Source organism: Cupriavidus sp. 207A1 (genome assembly GCF_057798955.1).
Genome location: NZ_JBYOJO010000001.1, coordinates 86,898 through 107,070 on the forward strand (window position 1 = coordinate 86,898; position 20,173 = coordinate 107,070).

Annotated in this window: 17 protein-coding genes; 13 read left to right on the forward strand and 4 right to left on the reverse strand. The window is 63.0% G+C overall.

What is annotated here, in order from left to right; translation table 11 throughout:
* Positions 1–42: 42 nt before the first annotated feature.
* The 6 genes from cheY to AC3FMM_RS00455 all read left to right on the forward strand — a co-directional run bounded on the left by cheY (position 43) and on the right by AC3FMM_RS00455 (position 7,223).
* Entirely contained in the window at positions 43–429 is a 387-nt protein-coding gene (gene cheY / locus AC3FMM_RS00430; protein WP_018004712.1) for a chemotaxis response regulator CheY, read from the forward strand.
* An 18-nt stretch (positions 430–447) separates the two neighbouring features.
* Positions 448–1,083 carry a protein phosphatase CheZ gene (cheZ, locus tag AC3FMM_RS00435; protein WP_010812703.1) on the forward strand — a complete coding sequence of 212 codons (636 nt, stop codon included), beginning with the start codon at positions 448–450 and terminating at the stop codon, positions 1,081–1,083.
* A gap of 720 nt (positions 1,084–1,803) precedes the next feature.
* A complete protein-coding gene (locus tag AC3FMM_RS00440) occupies positions 1,804–2,094 on the forward strand; it encodes a hypothetical protein (protein WP_488685944.1) in 291 nt (96 codons plus the stop codon).
* 978 nt (positions 2,095–3,072) lie between these two features.
* Positions 3,073–5,274: an AAA family ATPase gene (locus tag AC3FMM_RS00445; RefSeq protein WP_488685945.1), complete on the forward strand. Its 2,202-nt coding sequence runs from the start codon at positions 3,073–3,075 to the stop codon at positions 5,272–5,274.
* 64 nt (positions 5,275–5,338) lie between these two features.
* Positions 5,339–6,190 carry an HNH endonuclease family protein gene (locus AC3FMM_RS00450; protein ID WP_488685946.1) on the forward strand — a complete coding sequence of 284 codons (852 nt, stop codon included), beginning with the start codon at positions 5,339–5,341 and terminating at the stop codon, positions 6,188–6,190.
* A 220-nt stretch (positions 6,191–6,410) separates the two neighbouring features.
* Positions 6,411–7,223, forward strand: a complete 813-nt coding sequence (locus AC3FMM_RS00455) for a PD-(D/E)XK nuclease domain-containing protein (protein ID WP_488685947.1) — start codon at positions 6,411–6,413, stop codon at positions 7,221–7,223.
* A gap of 432 nt (positions 7,224–7,655) precedes the next feature.
* On the opposite strand, the gene AC3FMM_RS00460 is transcribed toward AC3FMM_RS00455, so the two are convergent.
* Positions 7,656–9,236 carry an isocitrate lyase gene (locus AC3FMM_RS00460; RefSeq protein ID WP_240071482.1) on the reverse strand — a complete coding sequence of 527 codons (1,581 nt, stop codon included), beginning with the start codon at positions 9,234–9,236 and terminating at the stop codon, positions 7,656–7,658.
* Positions 9,237–9,709: 473 nt separating this feature from the next.
* Here AC3FMM_RS00460 and flhB point away from each other — a divergent pair, with 473 nt between their 5' ends.
* From flhB to AC3FMM_RS00495, 7 genes are all read left to right on the forward strand, one after another.
* Positions 9,710–10,852, forward strand: coding sequence for a flagellar biosynthesis protein FlhB (gene flhB, locus AC3FMM_RS00465; protein WP_488685948.1), 1,143 nt, complete (start codon positions 9,710–9,712; stop codon positions 10,850–10,852).
* Complete coding sequence (gene flhA, locus AC3FMM_RS00470; protein WP_326347706.1) at positions 10,849–12,930, forward strand: flagellar biosynthesis protein FlhA; 2,082 nt, start codon at positions 10,849–10,851, stop codon at positions 12,928–12,930. Before flhB ends, flhA begins: the two co-directional genes overlap by 4 nt.
* Positions 12,931–12,940: 10 nt before the next feature.
* The gene (flhF, locus tag AC3FMM_RS00475) at positions 12,941–15,280 is read left to right on the forward strand and encodes a flagellar biosynthesis GTPase FlhF (protein WP_488685949.1); all 2,340 of its coding nucleotides are present in this window, start codon (positions 12,941–12,943) and stop codon (positions 15,278–15,280) included.
* Between the two features lie 11 nt (positions 15,281–15,291).
* A complete protein-coding gene (locus AC3FMM_RS00480) occupies positions 15,292–16,083 on the forward strand; it encodes a MinD/ParA family ATP-binding protein (RefSeq protein ID WP_488686084.1) in 792 nt (263 codons plus the stop codon).
* Between the two features lie 97 nt (positions 16,084–16,180).
* Positions 16,181–16,897, forward strand: coding sequence for an RNA polymerase sigma factor FliA (locus tag AC3FMM_RS00485; protein WP_115699513.1), 717 nt, complete (start codon positions 16,181–16,183; stop codon positions 16,895–16,897).
* Positions 16,897–17,334 (forward strand): flagellar protein FlhE, encoded by a 438-nt coding sequence (locus AC3FMM_RS00490; protein ID WP_252678907.1) that lies wholly within the window; start codon positions 16,897–16,899, stop codon positions 17,332–17,334. The genes AC3FMM_RS00485 and AC3FMM_RS00490 overlap by 1 nt, the downstream gene beginning before the upstream one ends.
* A gap of 301 nt (positions 17,335–17,635) precedes the next feature.
* Positions 17,636–17,929, forward strand: a complete 294-nt coding sequence (locus AC3FMM_RS00495; protein WP_116313363.1) for a hypothetical protein — start codon at positions 17,636–17,638, stop codon at positions 17,927–17,929.
* 334 nt (positions 17,930–18,263) lie between these two features.
* Here the strand turns inward: AC3FMM_RS00495 and AC3FMM_RS00500 are convergent, their stop codons facing one another.
* The 3 genes from AC3FMM_RS00500 to flgA all read right to left on the reverse strand — a co-directional run bounded on the left by AC3FMM_RS00500 (position 18,264) and on the right by flgA (position 20,003).
* A complete protein-coding gene (locus AC3FMM_RS00500) occupies positions 18,264–18,725 on the reverse strand; it encodes a flagellar protein FlgN (RefSeq protein ID WP_414248427.1) in 462 nt (153 codons plus the stop codon).
* Positions 18,726–18,730: 5 nt separating this feature from the next.
* Positions 18,731–19,042, reverse strand: coding sequence for a flagellar biosynthesis anti-sigma factor FlgM (gene flgM, locus AC3FMM_RS00505; protein WP_115682268.1), 312 nt, complete (start codon positions 19,040–19,042; stop codon positions 18,731–18,733).
* A gap of 163 nt (positions 19,043–19,205) precedes the next feature.
* Positions 19,206–20,003, reverse strand: a complete 798-nt coding sequence (gene flgA, locus AC3FMM_RS00510; RefSeq protein ID WP_488685950.1) for a flagellar basal body P-ring formation chaperone FlgA — start codon at positions 20,001–20,003, stop codon at positions 19,206–19,208.
* Between the last annotated feature and the right edge of the window lie 170 nt (positions 20,004–20,173).

A 20,173-nucleotide genomic window follows, 5' to 3' on the forward strand; every position in this document is an offset into this window, starting at 1 on the left:
CGGACCAACAAGTCATTACTGCATTTACCTGGAGCCCTTAAAGTGGACAAGAACATCAAGATCCTGGTCGTGGACGATTTCCCGACCATGCGCCGGATCATCCGCAACCTGCTCAAGGAGCTGGGTTTCGTCAACGTCGAGGAAGCCGAGGACGGCGCCGCCGGCCTGGAAAAAGCCAAGGACGGCAGCTTCCAGTTCGTGATCTCGGACTGGAACATGCCCAACATGGACGGCCTGTCGATGCTGCAGGCCATCCGCGCCGACGCCAACATCGGCAAGATCCCGGTGCTGATGGTCACCGCCGAGGCCAAGAAGGAAAACATCATCGCCGCGGCCCAGGCCGGCGCCAACGGCTACGTGGTCAAGCCGTTCACGGCCGCCACGCTGGACGAGAAGATCACCAAGATCTTCGAGAAGCTCGGCGGCTGAGGCGGAGGCGCGTTTGTCATGACCCCCACCCTGAGCAACGATTCCGCCGAACAACTGATCCTGCGCATCGGCAACCTGACGCGCATGCTGCGCGACAACATGCGCGAGCTCGGCCTGGACAAGGAAATCGAGCGCGCCGCGCAGGCCATCCCCGACGCGCGCGACCGCCTGAACTACATCGCCGCGATGACCGAGCAGGCCGCCGAACGCACGCTCAACGCGGTCGAACTGGCCCAGCCGATCCAGTCCGACATCGAACAGCAGGCCGAAACGCTGGATAAGCGCTGGGCCGCCTGGTTTGAAAAGCCGGTGGAACTGGCCGACGCCCGCTCGCTGGTACTGGACACCCGCGCCTTCCTGTCCGAGGTGCCCGGCCAGGCCCGCGCCACCAACAGCCACCTGCTCGACATCATGATGGCGCAGGACTTCCAGGACCTGACCGGCCAGGTCATCAAGAAGATGATGGACATGATCCGCACGCTGGAGCAGGAACTGCTGCAGGTGCTGATCGACAACGTGCCGTCCGAGCGGCGGGTGGAAGTGCAGGCGCCGTCGACGCTGATGAATGGGCCGCAGGTGAATCCGGAAGGGAAACCGGATGTGGTGTCGGACCAGGCGCAGGTGGATGATTTGTTGGCTAGTTTGGGGTTTTGAGGGTTTGAATAGCCTGCGGCATTTCGCGATGCCGCGTGTTTGCTCCCCTCTCCCGCTTGCGGGAGAGGGGCGGGGGTGAGGGCCGGCGCTGGCAATAGCGACAGCCTTCACTTCGTAGATGTTCCGGCCCTCACCCCAACCCTCTCCCGCGGGCGGGAGAGGGAGCACGCAATCGGGGCTTGAATAGCCTGCGGCATTTCGCTGTGCCACGTGTCTTCTCCCCTCTCCCGCCTGCGGGAGAGGGGCGGGGGTGAGGGCCAGCGCATCCACGAAGTCAACCGCATGAACATGCGCACCGCTTCATCCCGGCAATCCGTCGCTGAACGCTTTTTAAGAGTTTGCCCATACTCGCCCTTGCTGCCCCTCTTCATACTGGGTTCGTCGCTGCGTCGTGGCGATCGGGTTTAGCAGCCCGGAGAGAGAGCCGAACGTTTGCCTTCTGGCGGTATCCTTACGTCCGCTGTGCCTGCGCACGCCCCTTCTTTGGGCGGGCCCTGGCAGGGGAGCCTTCGGGCTCGCCGGCTTTCGGCTCTTTCCCGGTCTGCTAACCCTGCCTTGCGCCCGCCCACCCCTATCAGCAACCGGGGAGCGGGACTGAACCTGTATGGTTAGGGGGCATTCCCATGCTTCAGTTCTTACTTGCCCGTTCTGGGCGATTGGCAATCTCTAGTACCTACACAAATCAGCAGCGCACGCGAAACGCGTATGTGGAGGTGTGCCATGTATAGCCATAGTCATCACGGTATTACGGCGGAACACAATGGTGTCGATATGCTCGTCACCGCCCACAGCCCAGGGGAGAATCCGTTGAGTCTTGCGGTGCAACGGGCGGCGCAGCTTCATGGGCTATTGCTTATGGCTAGTGAGCATGGGGCTGTTAGTTTTGAGGCGGTGGATTTGGAGCAGGGGGTTTGGGAGGGCTTGCTTTCCCTCGCGGCTACGCTGGCGCATGAGACGCAGGTTTTGAGTGAACTGGCGGTGGTGGAGGGGCAGGAGTTGGAGGTGGAGTGACGTTGGGCGAGACGGCAGCCGTGAAATTGGCTGCCGTGCTATCTGGACGCATGGGGGATTCGATCGTGGAACGAGAGACACGATGAAGACAAGGAAAGCGCGACGATCACCTATGTCAAGTTCGACGGGAAATACTACGCTCTAACATGTGCGCACGTCGCTGATGACCGTGAGGGTGGACTTAGAGTAGCACCTTACTTGGTTCTAACGGTTTGGGGACCTTCAGGAAATAGCTTTTCCTTTCGAATTGGCTCTGAAAATTCGTTGGCGGGTGAGTTTCTATCTTTGGGGCAGCGTCGCCTTGGGAACCGACCCCTAGATATCGCTATTGCACCGCTAAGTGATGTCTTCATTCATCTGCATATGCGGACGAAGGGTAAGGTTCCTCTTAATTTGGATAAATGGGAAGAACTGGACTAGAGTTCAGTTTAGAACATGGGCCACTTGGGGGTTTCCAACTCGGCAGAAGTCCTCTTCTGGGGCGGTCGTAAGCGCTAAACTGTGGACGACGATACTTGCGCTTCAATCTCAACCTATGTCCTTTGATCGCGATGAGTTCTTACGGGCATCCAGCCTTCCAAAGTCTGTGGGCATGTCTTTTAGTGGACTCAGTGGCTCCGCAGTATACTGCCTTCATAGCGATGGATGCATGACTCCAGTTGGAATCATCTACGAAGGGGTACCCGGTGACCCCCATTTAGCCCCAAGTTTTAAAGTTGGCTCGAAATGCTCGATTCGTCCCAGCACAGCTAGCCAGCGATGCAGCAACTGACATCCAGTTGGTGCGAGACGAACGGCCCCTCTGGCACCGATGAACGGCCGCTCGTGAGGGCGGTTCTTAGTTCGATAGCGACCGGCGGGATGGGCTCAGAGCGTTGACCAAGGTTCCCCGTTTAATGGGTGACAAACGGTCTGGTAGCCTTCAAGTAATTTGCTTGAAATTCCCTATCCAAGGGATATGAGAAAGAAGGATGGAAAGTGTTAAGGATCAGAAGAAAAAGACCAGACCATCGCTTCTTTGAAGTGATTGAACCCGCTCGGGACAAGCTATTGCGATGGGCTAGTCGAGCCTCGGACGAGCGTAGGCAACGCCGCGCTCCGATCGATCATGACATCTTCCGATCTGGGCATGTCGTTGACGCGGTAGTGTCGGATTTCGAGGGGCGCTGCGCATATTGTGAAAAGGAAATAGGGACGTCTGAGGGAATTGGTCACTATCGACCTCTTAGTATCGCCTACGAAGCCGGCGAAGATAACTTCGCCGACCACTATGCGTGGCTTGCCTTTGAGTGGCTTAACCTATTCCTAATTTGTCAGCGCTGTCAGAAGGCGAAGGCCGACCACTTTCCCGTCATGGGCGGCCGCCGTGCACCCCATCTCGCAACACTCGACGAGGCGAGAAGTGAAGAAAGGCCGTACCTAATCGATCCAACTATCGACAACCCATCGACGCATATTTCCTACTTGGCGACGGGGGAATGTGTCTCCAAGAGAAATACACGAAAATCTATTACAACGATAGATATTTTCCGTTTAAACGACGAGTATCTTGTAGCTGAACGTCGCAGGTCCATTGCGAAAGCATTGCAGGTCTGGCGCAAGTCATTGGAAACTCGCTCTCCGCTTCCGGAAGGTTTTTTGTTGGGAGGATCGTTTCTTGGCGCGCGTCGTGAGGTGGTATTGCGAACATTGGGCGAGTACGGCACAGAAAGCCTGTCTATCAATCGTGGAATGGCGCTCAGAAGCCATCTTCATACTTTAATCGACGACGGTGACAGCAACGAACACGAACGCTTGATTGGCGCCATCGAATTGTTGGAGACGTCCGATAAGGCGCGGCTAATCACATATCAGAAGCGTGAGAGAAATTCGCTTGATGCAACGACACGGTCTTCTCCAAGCGTACGACCCGTTGAATTATGGTCGGCCAGGGGAGTTCTCAAGTCCGTACACGTTTCCAACTTTCGTGCGATCGATGATGCGCGAATACCGTTCCCGAGATTGAGGTCGACGAAGGCGGGAGCACCATGCTTGCTTTTGCTTGGCGAGAATGCGGTCGGAAAGTCAACCTGCCTATCGGCGATGGCACTCGCTCTTCTCGGAACCAAGCAAGCGCAAAAGCTGCAGCTGCCTTATCACGAACTTGCCCGGAGTACGGATCGAAAAGCCTGGAATGTATGGGGAAAGGAAAGCCTTGAGGTGGTTGTTGAAATCCATGATAGCCGCCAGGCCGCAGTCTTTTCCTACGATCCTGTAAGAGGCCGTCTCGACGGCACGGAGGACCAGTCTACCGTGGTACTTGGCTATGGCCCACACCGCTATTTCGCGAGCGCGCGAGGGCGACGGGGCGCGAAATCAGCAGAGAGAGTTCGCAGTCTTTTCGATCCTAGTAGGCCATTGCCCGATCCTTCAGAGTGGCTGAAGGAATTGTCGGGTCGACAGTTCGACGAGGTTACCCGTACCATCCGCACCATTCTGCCGACCGGAGACGACGACCATTTAGTCAACGACCGGAGGGCTGGGATATGCGTCCTCGCCCAAGGGCAATTGACGCCGGTCAGTCATCTCAGTGAGGGCTATCGTTCCATCTTCGCGATGGTTGCGGACATGTGTCGCTCTCTGCTCGATCACTGGAGAAATCTGGAAACGGCGCAGGGCGTTGTCTTGATCGATGAGATCGAGACCCATCTACATCCCAGGTGGAAAATGCGAGTGATGTCATCACTTCGACAGGCATTCCCCAACGTGCAGTTTGTTGCGACTACGCACGACCCGTTGTGTGTTCGCGGTATGGATGCCGGAGAGGTGATAGTACTTGCTCGGAACGAGCAGGGCGGAGTGCAGCTTGTCGATGACCTTCCCGACATATCAGGCATGAGCGTAGAGCAGATACTAACTTCGGAGTATTTTGGACTGTTTAGCACTGTAGACCCGGAAGTTCATCTCGAGATCGCGCGCTTAGCTGAAGCCGAGCTGACGCACGACATTGGTGAAGAAGCGAGGGCCCTAGTGTCCAAGCTCACAGTGGGTGACAGCGCCGCGGCACAGATCATCCATGAAGCACTCTCGAAATACTTGCGCGAGCGCGAGCGGCCGCTTGACGGCCTTTCGTCGAGGGCGCGCAGTGATGCCGTAGCTGCGGTCTTTAGGGCCCTCCGATCTTCAAGAGCTGGTCGGTAACATGCGCAAGCTAGATCGGGGGAGCGTAGGCGTTCCGAACTCTCTGAATAGGCCATATGCTGCTGTGAGTACCGAAAAGGCCGATGCCGTCACCTATTACGGCGCGCGAGTCCCTTGGGAAGCAACTTACAGTTCTTTTACTTTTAAGCATTACAAGGGACGAGACGTTAAGGCTGCACTGCGGAAATTGGCTGGAGGAAATTGCGCGTATTGCGAAAGCAAAATCGGTGGCGTTGGGGCTCGAGAGGTCGAGCATTATCGTCCCAAAGGTGGTATCAAGGGTTTGACCAACCACCCCGGGTATTGGTGGCTGGCGCATGATTGGGAAAATCTACTCCCGACGTGCCGAGACTGCAACAAGAGCCTGAGGCAACATATTGTCACACCAGTGATGACGAAGTCTCAAGTGGAGGAGTTGCTCAGCAAGACTCCGAAGGATAGTTACGGAAAAGCGACGCAATTCGATATTCGCGGAAATCGTGCGATAGGCGACTCCTGCTCACTCATGGCAGAAGATCCTCTTCTCATCGATCCATGCAGGCGCGATCCAGCGAACGAATTAAGTTGGACCTTTTCGAGCGAGCTCATACTGATGGTGCCCAAGCAGGGGGGGAATGGTCCTAGTCCATACGGAGACTACACTATTCGTACCTGCGCGCTCAATCGAGCGGAGCTTGTGTTGGATCGCATTTCTGCGCTCCGCTCAATGAGGATGTTACGGACCCACATCATGAATCGCCTGGAAGATTGGAGCGGTTCGCCAAAGGAGTTAATCGACATTATGGAGGAGGTTAAGGTCCTGGTGAGCCATGCAGAGCCTGATCAAGCGTATAGCGGCATGGCAGCCGCATTCGTAAAGGATTTTGAGGAAGAACTCGACCGTTGGCGCGTAGCGCGCGGTCTACCTCCGTTCTAAGCTTGGGAAGCCGCACCGTACTTATGCAAATAGGGCTTCCCATTGCATTGCATGGAGAGCTGCTACATCTAAGTTGAGAATCGTCTGAGACCGGATTTGAAATTTCTTCTCACTACGCCTTCTTTGTCTACCAGGAGATCTTTTGGAAGACATAGGCGAAGTGTGTGAGATGAGTGAGTTCTGAGACGGGCACCTTATAAAAAGATATGTATAAATCACAATGAAACAAGATCAATTCATAGTGACTCTAGAAGCTTATGCTTCAGAATTGAACGAGATGCTAGCCCGCTTCAAAAAGACTCGTGAGGGTCTTTACATGGGCGATGGGGATGAGGGACGCTTCAGGGAGATAGCTCTTGAACTTATTGACTTGTTCAAAGATGAACTCGTGGATGGACTCCATCACGCAAGAATCGTCGCAAATTACTTCAACGACAGCACGCAAAACTACCTAGGTTCTCCTTCATATCGAGGGGTGGAGAATCTGCGCGGTGTTGTCAATGCCGTGCTTTCTAGGGTGTGTAGAAGTCCAGCTGCTCTCCGAGACGCCCAGGCCGAAGTTGGAACGCCAAGCGAGCCGCAACGTGTTGAAGCGTTGTATCGAATCGGTGAGCGGTTTCATTTGGTCGCTCGGCAGTTGCGTGTTCGGCGTCAGGGTCGTCCAACTTTGGACGTGGACGACGAGTACGACGTCCAAGATCTTTTCCATGCTTTGTTGAGGATAGCCTTTGATGACGTGCGCCCCGAGGAGTGGACCCCGAGTTATGCAGGTGGGGCAGCAAGGGTGGACTTTCTACTACCTGAAATTGAAGCAGTGGTGGAGATTAAGAAGTCCCGTTCAGGTCTAAGTGCACGTGAACTAGGGGAGCAACTAATTGTGGACATAGCGAAGTATAGGAGGCACCCAGACTGTCGGACGCTTTTTTGTTTTGTGTACGATCCAGACGGTCGCATCTTGAACCCCCGGGGAATCGAGAATGATTTAAATGCAAATCAAGGTGATCTTACGGTCAGAGTCCTTATAGCCCCGTGAGCCAGCACGATTCCTATGATTTCTCAATCTCATCTGGGAGCCTTTATCCGGGTTTCGACACTCTGACGAGCGAGTTGCGATTTCTAAACTGAACCGGACCGATGAGCAGAGCAGCGTGGTCCGTCCGTGGAAGTCGGCTGTTTGATCCAGAACCGCCGCTCGGATGACCGTGCTACGGTGATGGCGAGTGGCGGAAATTGGCCAGTTACTGCCGCCCGTTCCATGGAAGCAATGGCCTGCACGCCAGCCTTTTACGCATCGCTGAGCGGCTTGTATCAAGACTTCTCATAGATTGTGAGAAGTCTCAGTGCAAGGCGCCTGCATCGGTGGCCTGTTCGGTAACCTTCAAAAGAAGCACTCTGCGAGAAGTCCTGCCACATAAAAAAACGCCAACCCCTCCGGGTTGGCGCTCTTGCTTTAGCCCTACCAGAATCAGAACTGATTCATAGTATTGTCCTTCCCCGCCGCCTTCAGCGCAGCCTCCCCGCTGAAATACTCCTTGTGGTCATCCCCAATATCCGACCCAGACATATTCTGGTGCTTCACGCAGGCAATGCCCTGCCGAATTTCCTTCCGCTGCACCCCAGCCACATAACCCAGCATCCCCTGGTCACCAAAGTATTCCTTAGCCAGGTTATCCGTCGACAGGGCAGCAGTGTGATACGTCGGCAGCGTAATCAGATGATGGAAGATCCCAGCCTCACGCGACGCATCAGCCTGGAACGTCCGAATCTTCTCGTCGGCCAGCTTCGCCAGTTCGCTGTCGTCGTATTCCACGCTCATCAGCTGTGCGCGGTCGTAGGCCGACACGTCCTTGCCCTCAGCCTTCATCGCGTCATACGCTTGCTGGCGGAAATTCAGGGTCCAGTTGAACGACGGGCTGTTGTTGTACACCAGCTTGGCGTTCGGGATGACCTTGCGAATCTCGCTGACCATGCCGCCGATCTGGGCGATATGCGGCTTTTCGGTTTCGATCCACAGCAGGTCGGCGCCGTTCTGCAGCGCGGTCACGCAGTCCAGCACGCAGCGTGCTTCGCCCGTGCCGGCGCGGAACTGGAACAGGTTGCTGGGCAGGCGCTTGGGACGCAGCAGCTTGCCGTCGCGCTTGATGATGACATCGCCATTGCCCAGTTGGTCGGCCGACAGTTCTTCGCAATCGAGGAACGAGTTGTATTGGTCGCCGAGGTCACCCGGCGTGTTGGTCACGGCGATCTGCTTGGTCAGGCCGGCACCCAGCGAGTCGGTGCGGGCGACGATGATGCCGTCGTCCACGCCCAGTTCCAGGAAGGCGTAGCGGATGGCGCGGATCTTGGCCAGGAAGTCCTCATGCGGCACGGTGACCTTGCCGTCCTGGTGGCCGCATTGCTTCTCGTCGGAGACCTGGTTTTCGATCTGGATGCAGCACGCGCCGGCTTCGATGAATTGCTTGGCCAGCAGGTAGGTCGCTTCGGCGTTGCCGAAACCGGCGTCGATGTCGGCGATGATGGGCACGACATGGGTGACGTGGTTGTCGATCTTCTGCTGGATCGCGGCCTTTTCGGCGCCGGTGGCGGCGTCGAGCTGGCGGAACAGGCCGCCCAGCTCACGGGCGTCGGCCTGGCGCAGGAAGGTGTACAGCTCGCGGATCAGCGCGCTGACCGAGGTCTTTTCGTGCATCGACTGGTCCGGCAGCGGGCCGAACTCGGAGCGCAGCGCGGCGACCATCCAGCCGGACAGGTACAGGTAGCGGCGCTCGGTGCTGTTGAAGTGCTTCTTGATGGAAATCATCTTCTGCTGGCCGATAAAGCCGTGCCAGCAGCCCAGCGACTGGGTGTACTTGGACGAGTCCGCATCGTAGGCGGCCATGTCGGCGCGCATGATCTTGGCGGTGTACTTGGCGATGTCCAGGCCCGTCTTGAACTTGTTCTGCGCGCGCATGCGGGCAGCGTACTCGGGGTTGATGGCATTCCAGGCGCTGCCCTGGGTTTCTTTCAAAGCAGCCACTGCCTTGATGTCGTCTTGATACTGGGCCATGTCAGTTTCCTAAGATAAGGCGCGTTTGAGAAAAATCGTTTGGCGTGCCGACCGTGGGTCGAAGCAAACAGCGTGACCTCATTGTAGGGGGATCCAACGCCGTTGCGGCCATGTCTTATATAAGACATAAGACTTTGTTTTTCCTTATTTTTCAATGGGATAGATGTCAATTTTCACGATACGGAACGTTTTTTCGCAGAACGAAAGCGGATGCGGCGCTGCGCAACGCCGAAATCCCACGATGTGAAACGTGCTTTCAGTGAGGCGGGCAAAGGCCGCTTCGGCGCACCCCGGTTCGGCGGCTTCGTCACTTTCCCGCTAAAGACTCCTGACGCCTGCGCCGTTAACCCCAACAGTCCCTCATTTCCCAAACAGCACCCAATTCCCCCGCCTTTTCGCGCGAATGGGAATCCCACCCCGCTTCGATAATCCCCGCTGACGAATAGCGGCCTGCCGCTTCGCACGGAGCGTGGATGTCCGAAGAAAGCGATCTCGAGAAAACCGAACCCGCCTCACCCCGGCGCCTGGAAAAGGCGCGCGAGGAGGGGCAGGTGGTGCGTTCGCGCGAGCTGGCCACGTTCGTGATGCTGATTGCCGGCGTGACCGGCCTGTGGACGCTGGGCGGCCACCTGGGCCGCAGCCTGAACCAGGTGATGCAGGGCGCGTTGCGCTTTGAGCCGGCCACGGCGTTCGATCCGTCGCGCATGCTGTCGCGCTTTGCGCTGATGGTGTGGGACAGCCTGCTGGCCTTTCTGCCGTTGCTGCTGCTGTTCGGTGTGGCCGCGCTGGCCGCGCCGCTGCTGCTGGGCGGCTGGGTGTTCTCGGCCAAGTCGTTCGCGCCGCAGTTGTCGCGGCTGTCGCCGATTGCGGGGCTGGGGCGGATGTTCTCGGCGCATTCCTTGGTGGAGCTGCTCAAGGCTGTGGCCAAGTCGCTGCTGGTGGGCGCGGTCGGCGCCTGGGTGCTGTGGCGCCGCTTGCCCGAGGCCATCGCGCTGATGAATGCGCCGGTGCAGGAGGCGCTGCTGCACATGGTGGACCTGGTGATGTTCTGCTGCCTGGTGGTGTCGCTGTCGCTGCTGGTGGTGGCAGCCATCGACGTGCCGTGGCAGTACTGGGAGTTCTTCAAGAAGCTGCGCATGACCAAGGAAGAGGTCAAGCAGGAATTCAAGGAGAGCGAGGGCGACCCCCATATCAAGAACCGCATCCGCCAGCAGCAGCGCGCCATGGCGCGCCGCCGCATGATGACAGAGGTGCCCAAGGCCGATGTGGTGGTGACCAACCCCACCCACTTTGCGGTGGCGCTGCGCTATGAGGAAGGGCGCATGGGCGCGCCGCGCGTGGTGGCCAAGGGCACCGGCGACGTGGCCGCGCGCATCCGCGCGCTGGCGGCGGAGCACCGCGTGCCGCTGATGTCGGCGCCGCCGCTGGCGCGCGCGCTGCACCGCCATGTTGAGCTGGGCCAGGAAATCCCGGCCGGCCTCTATACCGCCGTGGCCGAAGTGCTGGCCTGGGTCTATCAACTGAAGCACTGGCACTACTCGCAGGGCCCGCAGCCGCAGGCGCCGGCGGACCTGCACGTGCCCGATGAACTCGCCGTACCGGAAATGCGCGAATGAATGCTCTGAGCAACCTCTTCAACCTGCCCGGCCTGCGCTCCGCCGGCCAGTTCAAGGCCATGACCGGGCCGCTGCTGATCATCATGATCCTGGGGATGATGATCCTGCCGCTGCCGGCCCTTGTGCTGGACCTGCTGTTCACCTTCAATATCGCGCTGGCGATCATGGTGCTGCTGGTCAGCATGTATACGCAGAAGCCGCTGGACTTTGCGGCGTTCCCGGCGGTGCTGCTGTTTACCACGCTGCTGCGGCTGTCGCTGAACGTGGCGTCCACGCGCATAGTGCTGCTGGAAGGCCATACCGGCCCGGACGCGGCCGGCAAGGTGGTGGAGGCCTTCGGCCACTTCCTGGTGGGCGGCAATTTTGCCGTGGGTATCGTGGTGTTCGCCATCCTGGTGGTGATCAACTTCATGGTGATCACCAAGGGCGCGGGGCGGATTGCGGAAGTCGGCGCGCGCTTCATGCTGGATTCGATGCCGGGCAAGCAGATGTCGATCGACGCCGACCTGAACGCCGGCCTGATCGACGAAGCCGCCGCCAAGAAGCGCCGCGCCGAGGTGGCGCAGGAATCTGACTTCTACGGCGCCATGGACGGTGCCAGCAAGTTCGTGCGCGGCGATGCGGTGGCGGGCCTGCTGATCATGTTTATCAACGTGGCCGCGGGCATGGTGGTGGGCATGGTCCAGCATGACCTGGACTTCGGCACCGCCGTGCACAACTACACGCTGCTGACCATCGGCGATGGCCTGGTGGCGCAGATTCCGGCGCTGGTGATCTCCACCGCGGCCGGCGTGATCGTGTCGCGCGTGTCGAACGAGCAGGACGTGGGCGAGCAGCTGACCGGCCAGCTCTTCGCCAACCCGCGCGTGCTGTACCTGACCGCGGGCATCATCGGCCTGATGGGCATCATCCCGGGCATGCCGCACTTTGCCTTCCTGCTGCTGGCAGGCGCGCTGGTTTGGATGGGGCGCTATATCGCGCGCCGCGCGGCCACGCAGGCGCAGACCAAGCAGCGTGAGGAGCGCACCCCGGCGGTGGCGCCGGAATCGACCGAAGCCAGCTGGGACGACGTCACGCTGGTGGACCCGCTCGGCATGGAGGTGGGCTACCGCCTGATCACGCTGGTGGACCGCGCGCAGGACGGCGAGCTGCTGGGCCGCATCAAGAGCATCCGCAAGAAGGTGGCGCAGGAGATCGGCTTCCTGGTCCCGGTCGTTCATATCCGCGACAACCTGGAACTGAAGCCCAACGCCTACCGCATCACGCTCAAGGGCGTGGAGATCGGCCGCGGCGAGGCCATGCCCGGACAGTGGATGGCGATCAACCCGGGCCAGGTCAGCGGCACGCTGCCCGGCGCGGCCACGCGCGATCCGGCCTTCGGCCTGCCGGCGGTGTGGATCGATGCCGGCATCAAGGAACAGGCGCAGGCGTACGGCTATACCGTGGTCGATGCCAGCACCGTGGTGGCCACGCACCTGAACCACCTGATCCACATGCACGCGGCCGAGCTGCTGGGCCGCCAGGAAGTGCAGGCGCTGCTGGACCGCATCGCCAAGGATTCGCCCAAGCTGACCGAAGACCTGGTGCCGAAGACGATTTCGCTCACGGCGCTGCAGAAGATCCTGCAGAACCTGCTGGACGAAGGCGTGCCGATCCGCGACATGCGCACCATCCTGGATGTGGTGGCCGAGCACGCGCCCAAGATCAGTGATCCGAACGAGCTGACCGCGATGGTCCGCGTGGCGCTGGGCCGCGCCATCACGCAGCAGCTGTTCCCGAACAATGCCGACCTGCAGGTGATCGGCCTCGACGCCGGCCTGGAGCGCGTGCTGTCGCAGGCGCTGACCAACGGCGGCGGCATCGAGCCGGGCCTGGCCGACGCGCTGCTGCAGCAGACCCAGGGCGCGGTCACGCGCCAGGAGCAGATGGGCATGGACCCGGTGCTGCTGGTGCCGTCGCAGCTGCGCCCGCTGATGGCGCGCTTCCTGCGCCGGACCATGCCGCAGCTGCGCGTGCTGTCGCACGCCGAGGTGCCGGACAACCGCAATATCCGCATCACCGCCATGATCGGCGCGTGAGGAGTCAACGATGAGCGTAGCCAAGTTTGTCGCGGCCAACGGCCGCGAAGCCATGCGCCAGGTGCGCGAAGCCATGGGCCCGGATGCCGTGGTGCTGTCCAACCGCACCGTCGAGGGCGGGGTGGAGATCGTCGCCATGCGCGATACCGATCTGGGCAGCGTGTCGGCCGGCGCGCAGGTGTATGTGCCGCCGGCACCGGCGCAGGTACCGGCACCGGAGCCCGCGGCCATCGGCGACCTGCGCGGCGAGCTGCAATCGATGCGGGCGATGCTGGAGCGCCAGCTGGCCGGCATCGGCGCCGCGCCGGGCGTGGCCCCGAGCGCGGCAGCGCACGGCGTGGCCGCGAGCGACCCGCTGCGCGAATCGCTGTTCGAATGGATGGTCGGCGCAGGCTTCTCCGGGCAACTGGCGCGCACGCTGCTGGCGCGGCTGCCGCTGGGCTATGACCGGCCCGCGGCCATGGGCTGGATCCGCGGCGAACTGGCCAGCAAGCTGCCGGTGCTGGGCGACGAGGACCACCTGTTCGCGCAGGGCGGCGTGCTGGCGCTGGTGGGCCCCACCGGCGTGGGAAAGACTACTACCACGGCCAAGCTGGCGGCGCGCTACGTGCTGCGCCACGGCGCCGACAAGCTGGCGCTGCTGACCACCGACAGCTTCCGGATCGGCGCCCATGAGCAGCTGCGCATCTACGGCGACATCCTGGGCGTGCCGGTGCATGCCGTGAAAGACGCCGCCGACCTGCGCTTCGCGCTGGCGGCGATGAAGGACAAGCATTTGGTGATCATCGACACCGTCGGCATGAGCCAGCGCGACCGCAGCCTGTCGGAACAGATCGCCATGCTGGCCGGCGTGCCTGCGCCGGTGCAGCGCGTGCTGCTGCTCAACGGCGCCAGCCATGGCGATACCCTCAACGAGGTGGTGCACGCCTACCGCCACGACGCCGCGCCGGATGGCGGCAGCATCGACGGCTGCATCATCAGCAAGCTGGATGAAGCGACGCACCTGGGATCGGTGCTGGACGTGGTGATCCGCCACCGGCTGCCGGTGTTCTATGCCTCCACCGGCCAGCGCGTGCCCGAGCATCTGGAGCTCGCCAACAGCACCGCGCTGGTCGAGCGCGCTTTCCTGACGCCGCGCCGCGGCTCTGTTTTCGCCGATGCCGATGCGGCGCGCCGTGCGGCAGCTGGTGCGGGTGAAGAGACAAGCGCGCGCGGTGGCGCCACCGATGTGCTGCGCTCGCTGACCGATAGCGCCGACGCGCTCGGCCAGTGCGTGGCCGAACTCAACGGCGCGGGCCTGGGCTTCGACCTGGCCCGCTCGCTGTGGCAGCAGCGCGGCGCCGGCGCGCCAGCCCTGCGCGCGATGTCGCAGCAGGTGCGCGAAGCGGTGTGCCGTGACGTGACGCGCCAGTGCGACCAGTACGTGCTGGCCGTCGCCGCCACGCTGCAGGTGGCCGTGCCCGGGCGCCGCTCGCCCCAGCCGGTCCAGCACACGCTGTGGCTGGCCGACCGCAACGGCATGCCGCTGGCCGCCACCGTGACGCCCACTGGCCGTGCCGGCCAGCCGCTGGGTGAAGCCGAATCGGATGCCGCCAACCTGCGCGCCGCGATGAGCGCCGCGCGCAAGGTGGTCAACCTGATCGAGGCAGTGCCGTCCGCCGCCACGCTGGCGCGCTGGCAGCTGGCCGGCGAGCGCTGGGTGGCCAGCGCGCGCAAGACCGCGCGCGTGGTCAGCGCCGGCACCGCGTGGAAGCTGGATGCGCTGGCGGATACGCTGACCTTCCATGCCGTCGGCGAAGACACCGTGCGCGAGCGCGATGCCGTGCGCTGGCTGGCAACCGCCGAGGTGCGCGTGCCGGACAGCCCGGTGCGCGGCAAGGGCACGCCCGACGGCGGCATCGACGCCTGCCTGGTGGTGGCCCGCCTTGCCGACCGCGCCACCGGCGAGCTGCTCGATACGCGCTACCTGCTGTGCGATCCGGCGCTGGCGCAGGATGCCGCGCAGGTGGCCCGCTGGGCCTTGTGGACCGACGCGGCCGAGGCCGGCCTGCGCACGCTGCGCCACGCCATCGACCATTTCGCGCAGGACGCAGGGGATGCGCCCGATGCCGCCGCCGTGGCCGCACTGCAGCTGGGCTTGTCGGTGCTGCGCCTGGAACACGCGCCCACCGCGGCCGCGCCCGCGTTCCTGGCGCGCCTGGCCGGCCGTACGGTGCGCCCGGGCGTGCCGGTGCCGGGCACCGTGCTCAATGAAGGCATGGGCCGCATGCTGGCGTTGCTCGACGTGCTGGAAAACTATCCGGGCCGCGGCAACGCCGCGCCCGCTGCCGCCGCGGAGGCCCTGCAGTGAGCACCCTCGCCATGGACCAGGCCGCGAGCCTGCGCCGCATGCTGGCGCCGCGCACCACGCGCCGCATCGCCGTGCTCGCCAGCGAACGCGGCGCCGGCGCGACCACCGTGGCGCTGGGTTTGTCGCATGCGCTGGCGATGCAGGGCGAGCGCGTGCTGCTGGTCGACGAAGACGCCAGCGCCCCTGCCACGCGCTGGTCCGGCGCCAGGCCGGCGGGCACGCTGGCCGACGTCCACGCGGGCCGGCTGTCGCTCGATGCGGCGGCGGGCGTGAGCCCGCAAGGCGTGCTGTCGGTGCTGCCGGCGGGCCGGCCGGTGCCGGGCACTGCCTTGCCGCAGGCGGCGACGAACGATTTCCGCAGCGTGCTGGTCGATGCCGGCGTTGACGCAGACGGCGCGCTGTCGCCGCTTGCGGGCGATGCGCACAACGTGCTGGTGGTGATGCGCCCTGAGCTGGCGTCGATCACCGCCGCCTACGCCTGCATCAAGCGGCTGCACCACCTGTATGCGTGGCGCCAGTTCCACCTGATCGTCAACCTGGCGGGCAGCGAAGCCACGGTGCAGGCCATCCTTCGCAACCTGGCGCGCACCGCCAGCCAGTACCTCGGCGTCGAAGTGCTGTGCGCGGGCTGGCTGCCGGCGGATCCGCTCGTGGCGCGCGCTGCGCAACTGGGCCGCTGCGTGGTCGATGCCTTCCCGGCCGCGCCGGCCACCGCGGCCCTGCGCCGCAGCGCCGGCGGTATCGGCGCCTGGCCGTTGCGCGCGGATGCCGCCGCGCCAGCAGCCGCGCCCGCCATGGCCTGAGCCTGCCAGCCATGCCACCTAAAACCACCACACCCTGAGCCAGCCGGCACGCCAAGGGGTACCGGTCCAGCCATCCAGCAGTCACGAGAATTGCACCATGTACACGATCCAGGGAAAGCTCGAACAGGCCGATGTGGTCAAGGCGCACGCCCAGCTGGTGCGCCGCATCGCGCTGCAGCTCGCCGCGCGGCTGCCCGCCAGCGTGCAGATCGACGACCTGATCCAGGCCGGCATGATCGGCCTGCTCGACGCCGCCAAGCGCTATGAAGACACCCACGGTGCGCGCTTCGAGACCTACGCCAGCCAGCGCATCCGCGGCGCCATGCTCGACGAGGTGCGCGCCAACGACTGGCAATCGCGCAGCCTGCGCCAGTTCACCCGCCGCATCGAACGCACCCAGCGCAACCTGGAACAGAAGCTCGGCCGCACGCCGATCGACTCCGAAGTGGCCGAGGCCATGGAGATGCCGCTGGACGAATACCAGCTGCTGCTCAACGAGGTCTATGGCTGCCAGCTGCTGCACTATGAAGACTTCGAGCGCTCCGGCGAAGAAGACTTCCTCGACCGCCACCTCGGCGGCAGCGACGACGGCAACCCGCTGACCGTGCTGATGGAAAGCGGCATGCGCGAGGCACTGGTCCGCGCCATCGAACGCCTGCCCGAGCGGGAAAAGCTGGTGCTGTCGCTGTGCTACGACCAGGAACTGAACCTGCGCGAAATCGGCGCCGTGCTCGAGGTGACCGAGTCGCGCGTATGCCAGATCCGCGGGCAGGCCATCAACCGGCTGCGCAGCCAGTTGCGCGGCTTGCTGTGATGCCAGCAAAGGCGCGCGCCGCGCGTGGCGCTTGCTGGCTGCTGGCCGCGGTATCGGCGTGCGCGTGGGCCGCGTTCGACGCCGGCACCCGCCACGCCTGGACCGGCTCGGTCAACGGCCCGGCCTTGCACGGCCGCGGCCAGCGCGCGGTATCGCCGCCAATCCTGCCCACTGGCGTATTGCCGCAATCGGAAGGGGTCATTACCTCGGTGCGCTGGCGCTACAGCTTCGCCAAGACGCCGCCGGCGGAACTGCAGGCCTACCTGTGCAATGCGCAACGCTGCGTGTTGCTGACGCAGGCCGAGGGCAAGACCGATGCGTTCTTCGGCGACGATGCCACCAAGGGGTTTGTGTTTGCGTTCCGGGTGCCGGGGCAGGGGAGCCTGGTACCGGTGTTGCAGGGGCGGAGTAATGAGGTGGTGGTGGGGTTCAGGTAGGGATGAATGTTCCGTTTTTTCGTCACTTATCAACAAGTGACGAAAAAATGGAACATCAGGCGATCCAGGGAAAGCCGTGTGAAAGCGGGCAATGAAATATGATCTTCTCAAGAATTCATGCTCGACGAACACCGCTCAAGCATTGGAGAACATCGGCATCCTGGCACATGACCCACGCAACATACAGACGCCCATTACGCCCGCCGAGCTACTATCGGTGGTTAGTAAATCCAATCGTGTCGTGGAAAGAAGGCTATACCCGAAGGGCTGGAGGCATGGCGCATCCACGAACTGGTAGATCATGAGGAAGGCATTTATTGTCTTGGCATTGCTTGCCCTTATGGCTGCGGCATACGTATTTGTCACTGGTGTGCGCATTAGTTTTACGCCAAGCGTGACCATTACTGCCGTCAAGCTCTACGCTACCGAGAGGGATGCCAGTGCTCAGAGCGAGAACTTCCAGATGTTGCCAGTCAATACCAAGTGCTATCTAACCAAGGTCGGGAGCAAGCACAACACTATGCGCGTGCGCTGCGAAGAGCCGGCGGTTGAGGGTTGGATTTGGGACTTCCACCTATTTGAGCCACCGCTTTGAGCTGCGAATCATATCTGCCACCACGACGGTGGCGTGGTCCCGCGCACGATTTGTGTACTCCCTCTCCCGCTTGTGGGAGAGGTTAGGGGTGAGGGCGGGAATATCAACGAAGTGAAGGCCGTCGCTATTACCACCGCCGGCCCTCACCCCCGCCCCTCTCCCGCAAGCGGGAGAGGGGGAAAACCTGCAGCGTCATCATTGCCTCGAGCTTTCCAATTCCCGCTTGTGTACTCCCTCTCCCGCTTGCGGGAGAGGGTTGGGGTGAGGGCGAGCGCATCAACGAAGTGAACGCGCACGCTATTGCCATTGCAGAAAGCGCACAGCAACCGAACCCCTACCCGGCCGCCAGACTAACCCCACCCACACCCGCCGCCGCCTTCCCATCCTTCCCATACAACCCCGCATCCCCGCCACTATGCTGGCGCAGCGCCTGGATGGCTTCACGGGTGAAGTCGAGATGGGCGTCCACCACCGCCCCGTTGAGCGCATTGGCGTCACGCGCGGTGCGGGCCGCAAAGATCAGCCCGCGCCAGGCATCGGCCACGGCCGGTTCGACCTGGCGGCCGAGCAGCTGGCCTTGCGGGCCCGCGCGCAGGCCCAGCGCGCCCATCTGGGCTTCGCGGGCCTTGAGCTGGCGGGACAAAGCCTGGCCCAGTTCGACCTTGCGCGTCAGCAGCCCGCTCAGGGACTGGAAGTCGCCCCGCTTGAGGGCGTCGCGCTCTTCGGCGAGGAGTTGGCCGAAGGCCTGGATGCCTTCGGTTTCGCGCTGCAGGGACTGGATCAGGCTCTGGCTCATGGTGGCTATTTGGGGTCGGCCTGGCCGAGCTCGCGCAGGGTGGCGAGCAGGCCATCGGCAATCTTGCCCGGGTCGATGCGGATCCGGCCTTCGGCGATGGCCTGGCGGATCTCCTCGACCTTGGCGGTATCGATATCGTCGTCAGCCGGCTGGGCCAGGCGGGCGCTGATGTCGCGCACCTGGGCGGCCAGCGGGCTGACGCTCAGGCCGGCGGACGGCGCGGCCGCATCGGCGGCGGCCGGGGCGGCATGGGGCCGGGCGGCGTCGCCAGCGGCGGCGTCGGCCGGACGGGACGAGGTGGAGTGGTTGATCTTCACGGGGCGATCCTTGCTGGTTTCCTATGGCATTACGGACGCGCCGGCGAATTCTTTAGGGCGCCTGGCCCGGATTCGCTGCACGGCGGCTGGGGCGGCATTTTCGCACGCCGCCTGCCCCGGGATTCCAGTCAACTCAGCCACGATTACAGCACCTGGCGCACGGTCATTGCAGCACCACGGTGTCGCCGCTGCGCACCAGGCCATTGACCACCTGGCCGTTGCGCAGCCGTACCTGCACGGTATTGCCGGTGGCGGCGTCGGCCAGCACCTTGCCTTCGCTGGTGATCTGGAAGGCCTCGCCCTCGACCGCCACGGTGACGGTCTGGCCCTGGCGCACGGCGATGGCCTTGCGCAGCAGGTCGGTGCGCAGCGGCGAGCCGGCGGCGATGCGGTTGGCGGTGACGGCCCCGGCAAGCTGCGCCGGATCGGTGATCACCGCGCGCGGCAGCGCGCCCAGGTCACCCTGGCGGATTTCCACATCGGCCTGGCCGACCGGCTCGCCCGGGCCCAGCGCGCGCGCGGCCACGTAATAGTCGGTCAGCACGGAGACGCGCGCCTGCATGTAGCGCACCCAGGGCCGCTCGCCGCCGCAGCGCACGCCTACCGAGACGCGTCCCCACGGGGAAGCGCCGGCGGGCAGGAACGGGTCGGGCGCGATGCATTCGGGCGCGCGCCCGCCTGACGGCGGCGCCACCTGCACGCTCACCTTGCCTGGCAGGCCGGCGGCCTGCTGCTGCAGGAAGCGCTCGACGGCCACCCGCGCGGGGTCTTCGGTGAAGGGGCTGGTCGCGGCGGGGGCGGGGCTGCCGGGACCGTGCGCGGCCGGCGCCTGCATGGCGACCGGCGTGATCTGGGCCGGCGCGGCGCCCGCGGCACCAGGGCCAAGCAGGCAAGCGCCAAGCAGGCAAGCGCCCAGCGGGGCTTGCACCAGGCGGCGCGCGTTGCGGCAATGCTGTTTCATCTGGACTTCCCGGCAAGGACGGCGCACGGCCCCGTGACTGGCTGCGCGCGCCGTATACATCTGTCATCGGGGCCCATTGTAGGCAGCGCCTCGCGCGCGGGCGGGCCGAAATGCGCGGATTTCCCGTCCTTATTCATCCGATTGGCGTGACAGGTCCCCGCCTAAGATGC

Coding starts and splice junctions, on each gene's coding strand:
- flgA (WP_488685950.1), bottom strand. CDS start 20,003: ATGAAACAGCATTGCCGCAACGCGCGCCGCCTGGTGCAAGCCCCGCTG.
- AC3FMM_RS00485 (WP_115699513.1), top strand. CDS start 16,181: ATGTACACGATCCAGGGAAAGCTCGAACAGGCCGATGTGGTCAAGGCG.
- AC3FMM_RS00480 (WP_488686084.1), top strand. CDS start 15,292: ATGGACCAGGCCGCGAGCCTGCGCCGCATGCTGGCGCCGCGCACCACG.
- AC3FMM_RS00500 (WP_414248427.1), bottom strand. CDS start 18,725: ATGAGCCAGAGCCTGATCCAGTCCCTGCAGCGCGAAACCGAAGGCATC.
- AC3FMM_RS00440 (WP_488685944.1), top strand. CDS start 1,804: ATGTATAGCCATAGTCATCACGGTATTACGGCGGAACACAATGGTGTC.
- flhF (WP_488685949.1), top strand. CDS start 12,941: ATGAGCGTAGCCAAGTTTGTCGCGGCCAACGGCCGCGAAGCCATGCGC.
- flhB (WP_488685948.1), top strand. CDS start 9,710: ATGTCCGAAGAAAGCGATCTCGAGAAAACCGAACCCGCCTCACCCCGG.
- flhA (WP_326347706.1), top strand. CDS start 10,849: ATGAATGCTCTGAGCAACCTCTTCAACCTGCCCGGCCTGCGCTCCGCC.
- cheZ (WP_010812703.1), top strand. CDS start 448: ATGACCCCCACCCTGAGCAACGATTCCGCCGAACAACTGATCCTGCGC.
- AC3FMM_RS00495 (WP_116313363.1), top strand. CDS start 17,636: ATGAGGAAGGCATTTATTGTCTTGGCATTGCTTGCCCTTATGGCTGCG.
- AC3FMM_RS00490 (WP_252678907.1), top strand. CDS start 16,897: ATGCCAGCAAAGGCGCGCGCCGCGCGTGGCGCTTGCTGGCTGCTGGCC.
- AC3FMM_RS00460 (WP_240071482.1), bottom strand. CDS start 9,236: ATGGCCCAGTATCAAGACGACATCAAGGCAGTGGCTGCTTTGAAAGAA.
- AC3FMM_RS00455 (WP_488685947.1), top strand. CDS start 6,411: ATGAAACAAGATCAATTCATAGTGACTCTAGAAGCTTATGCTTCAGAA.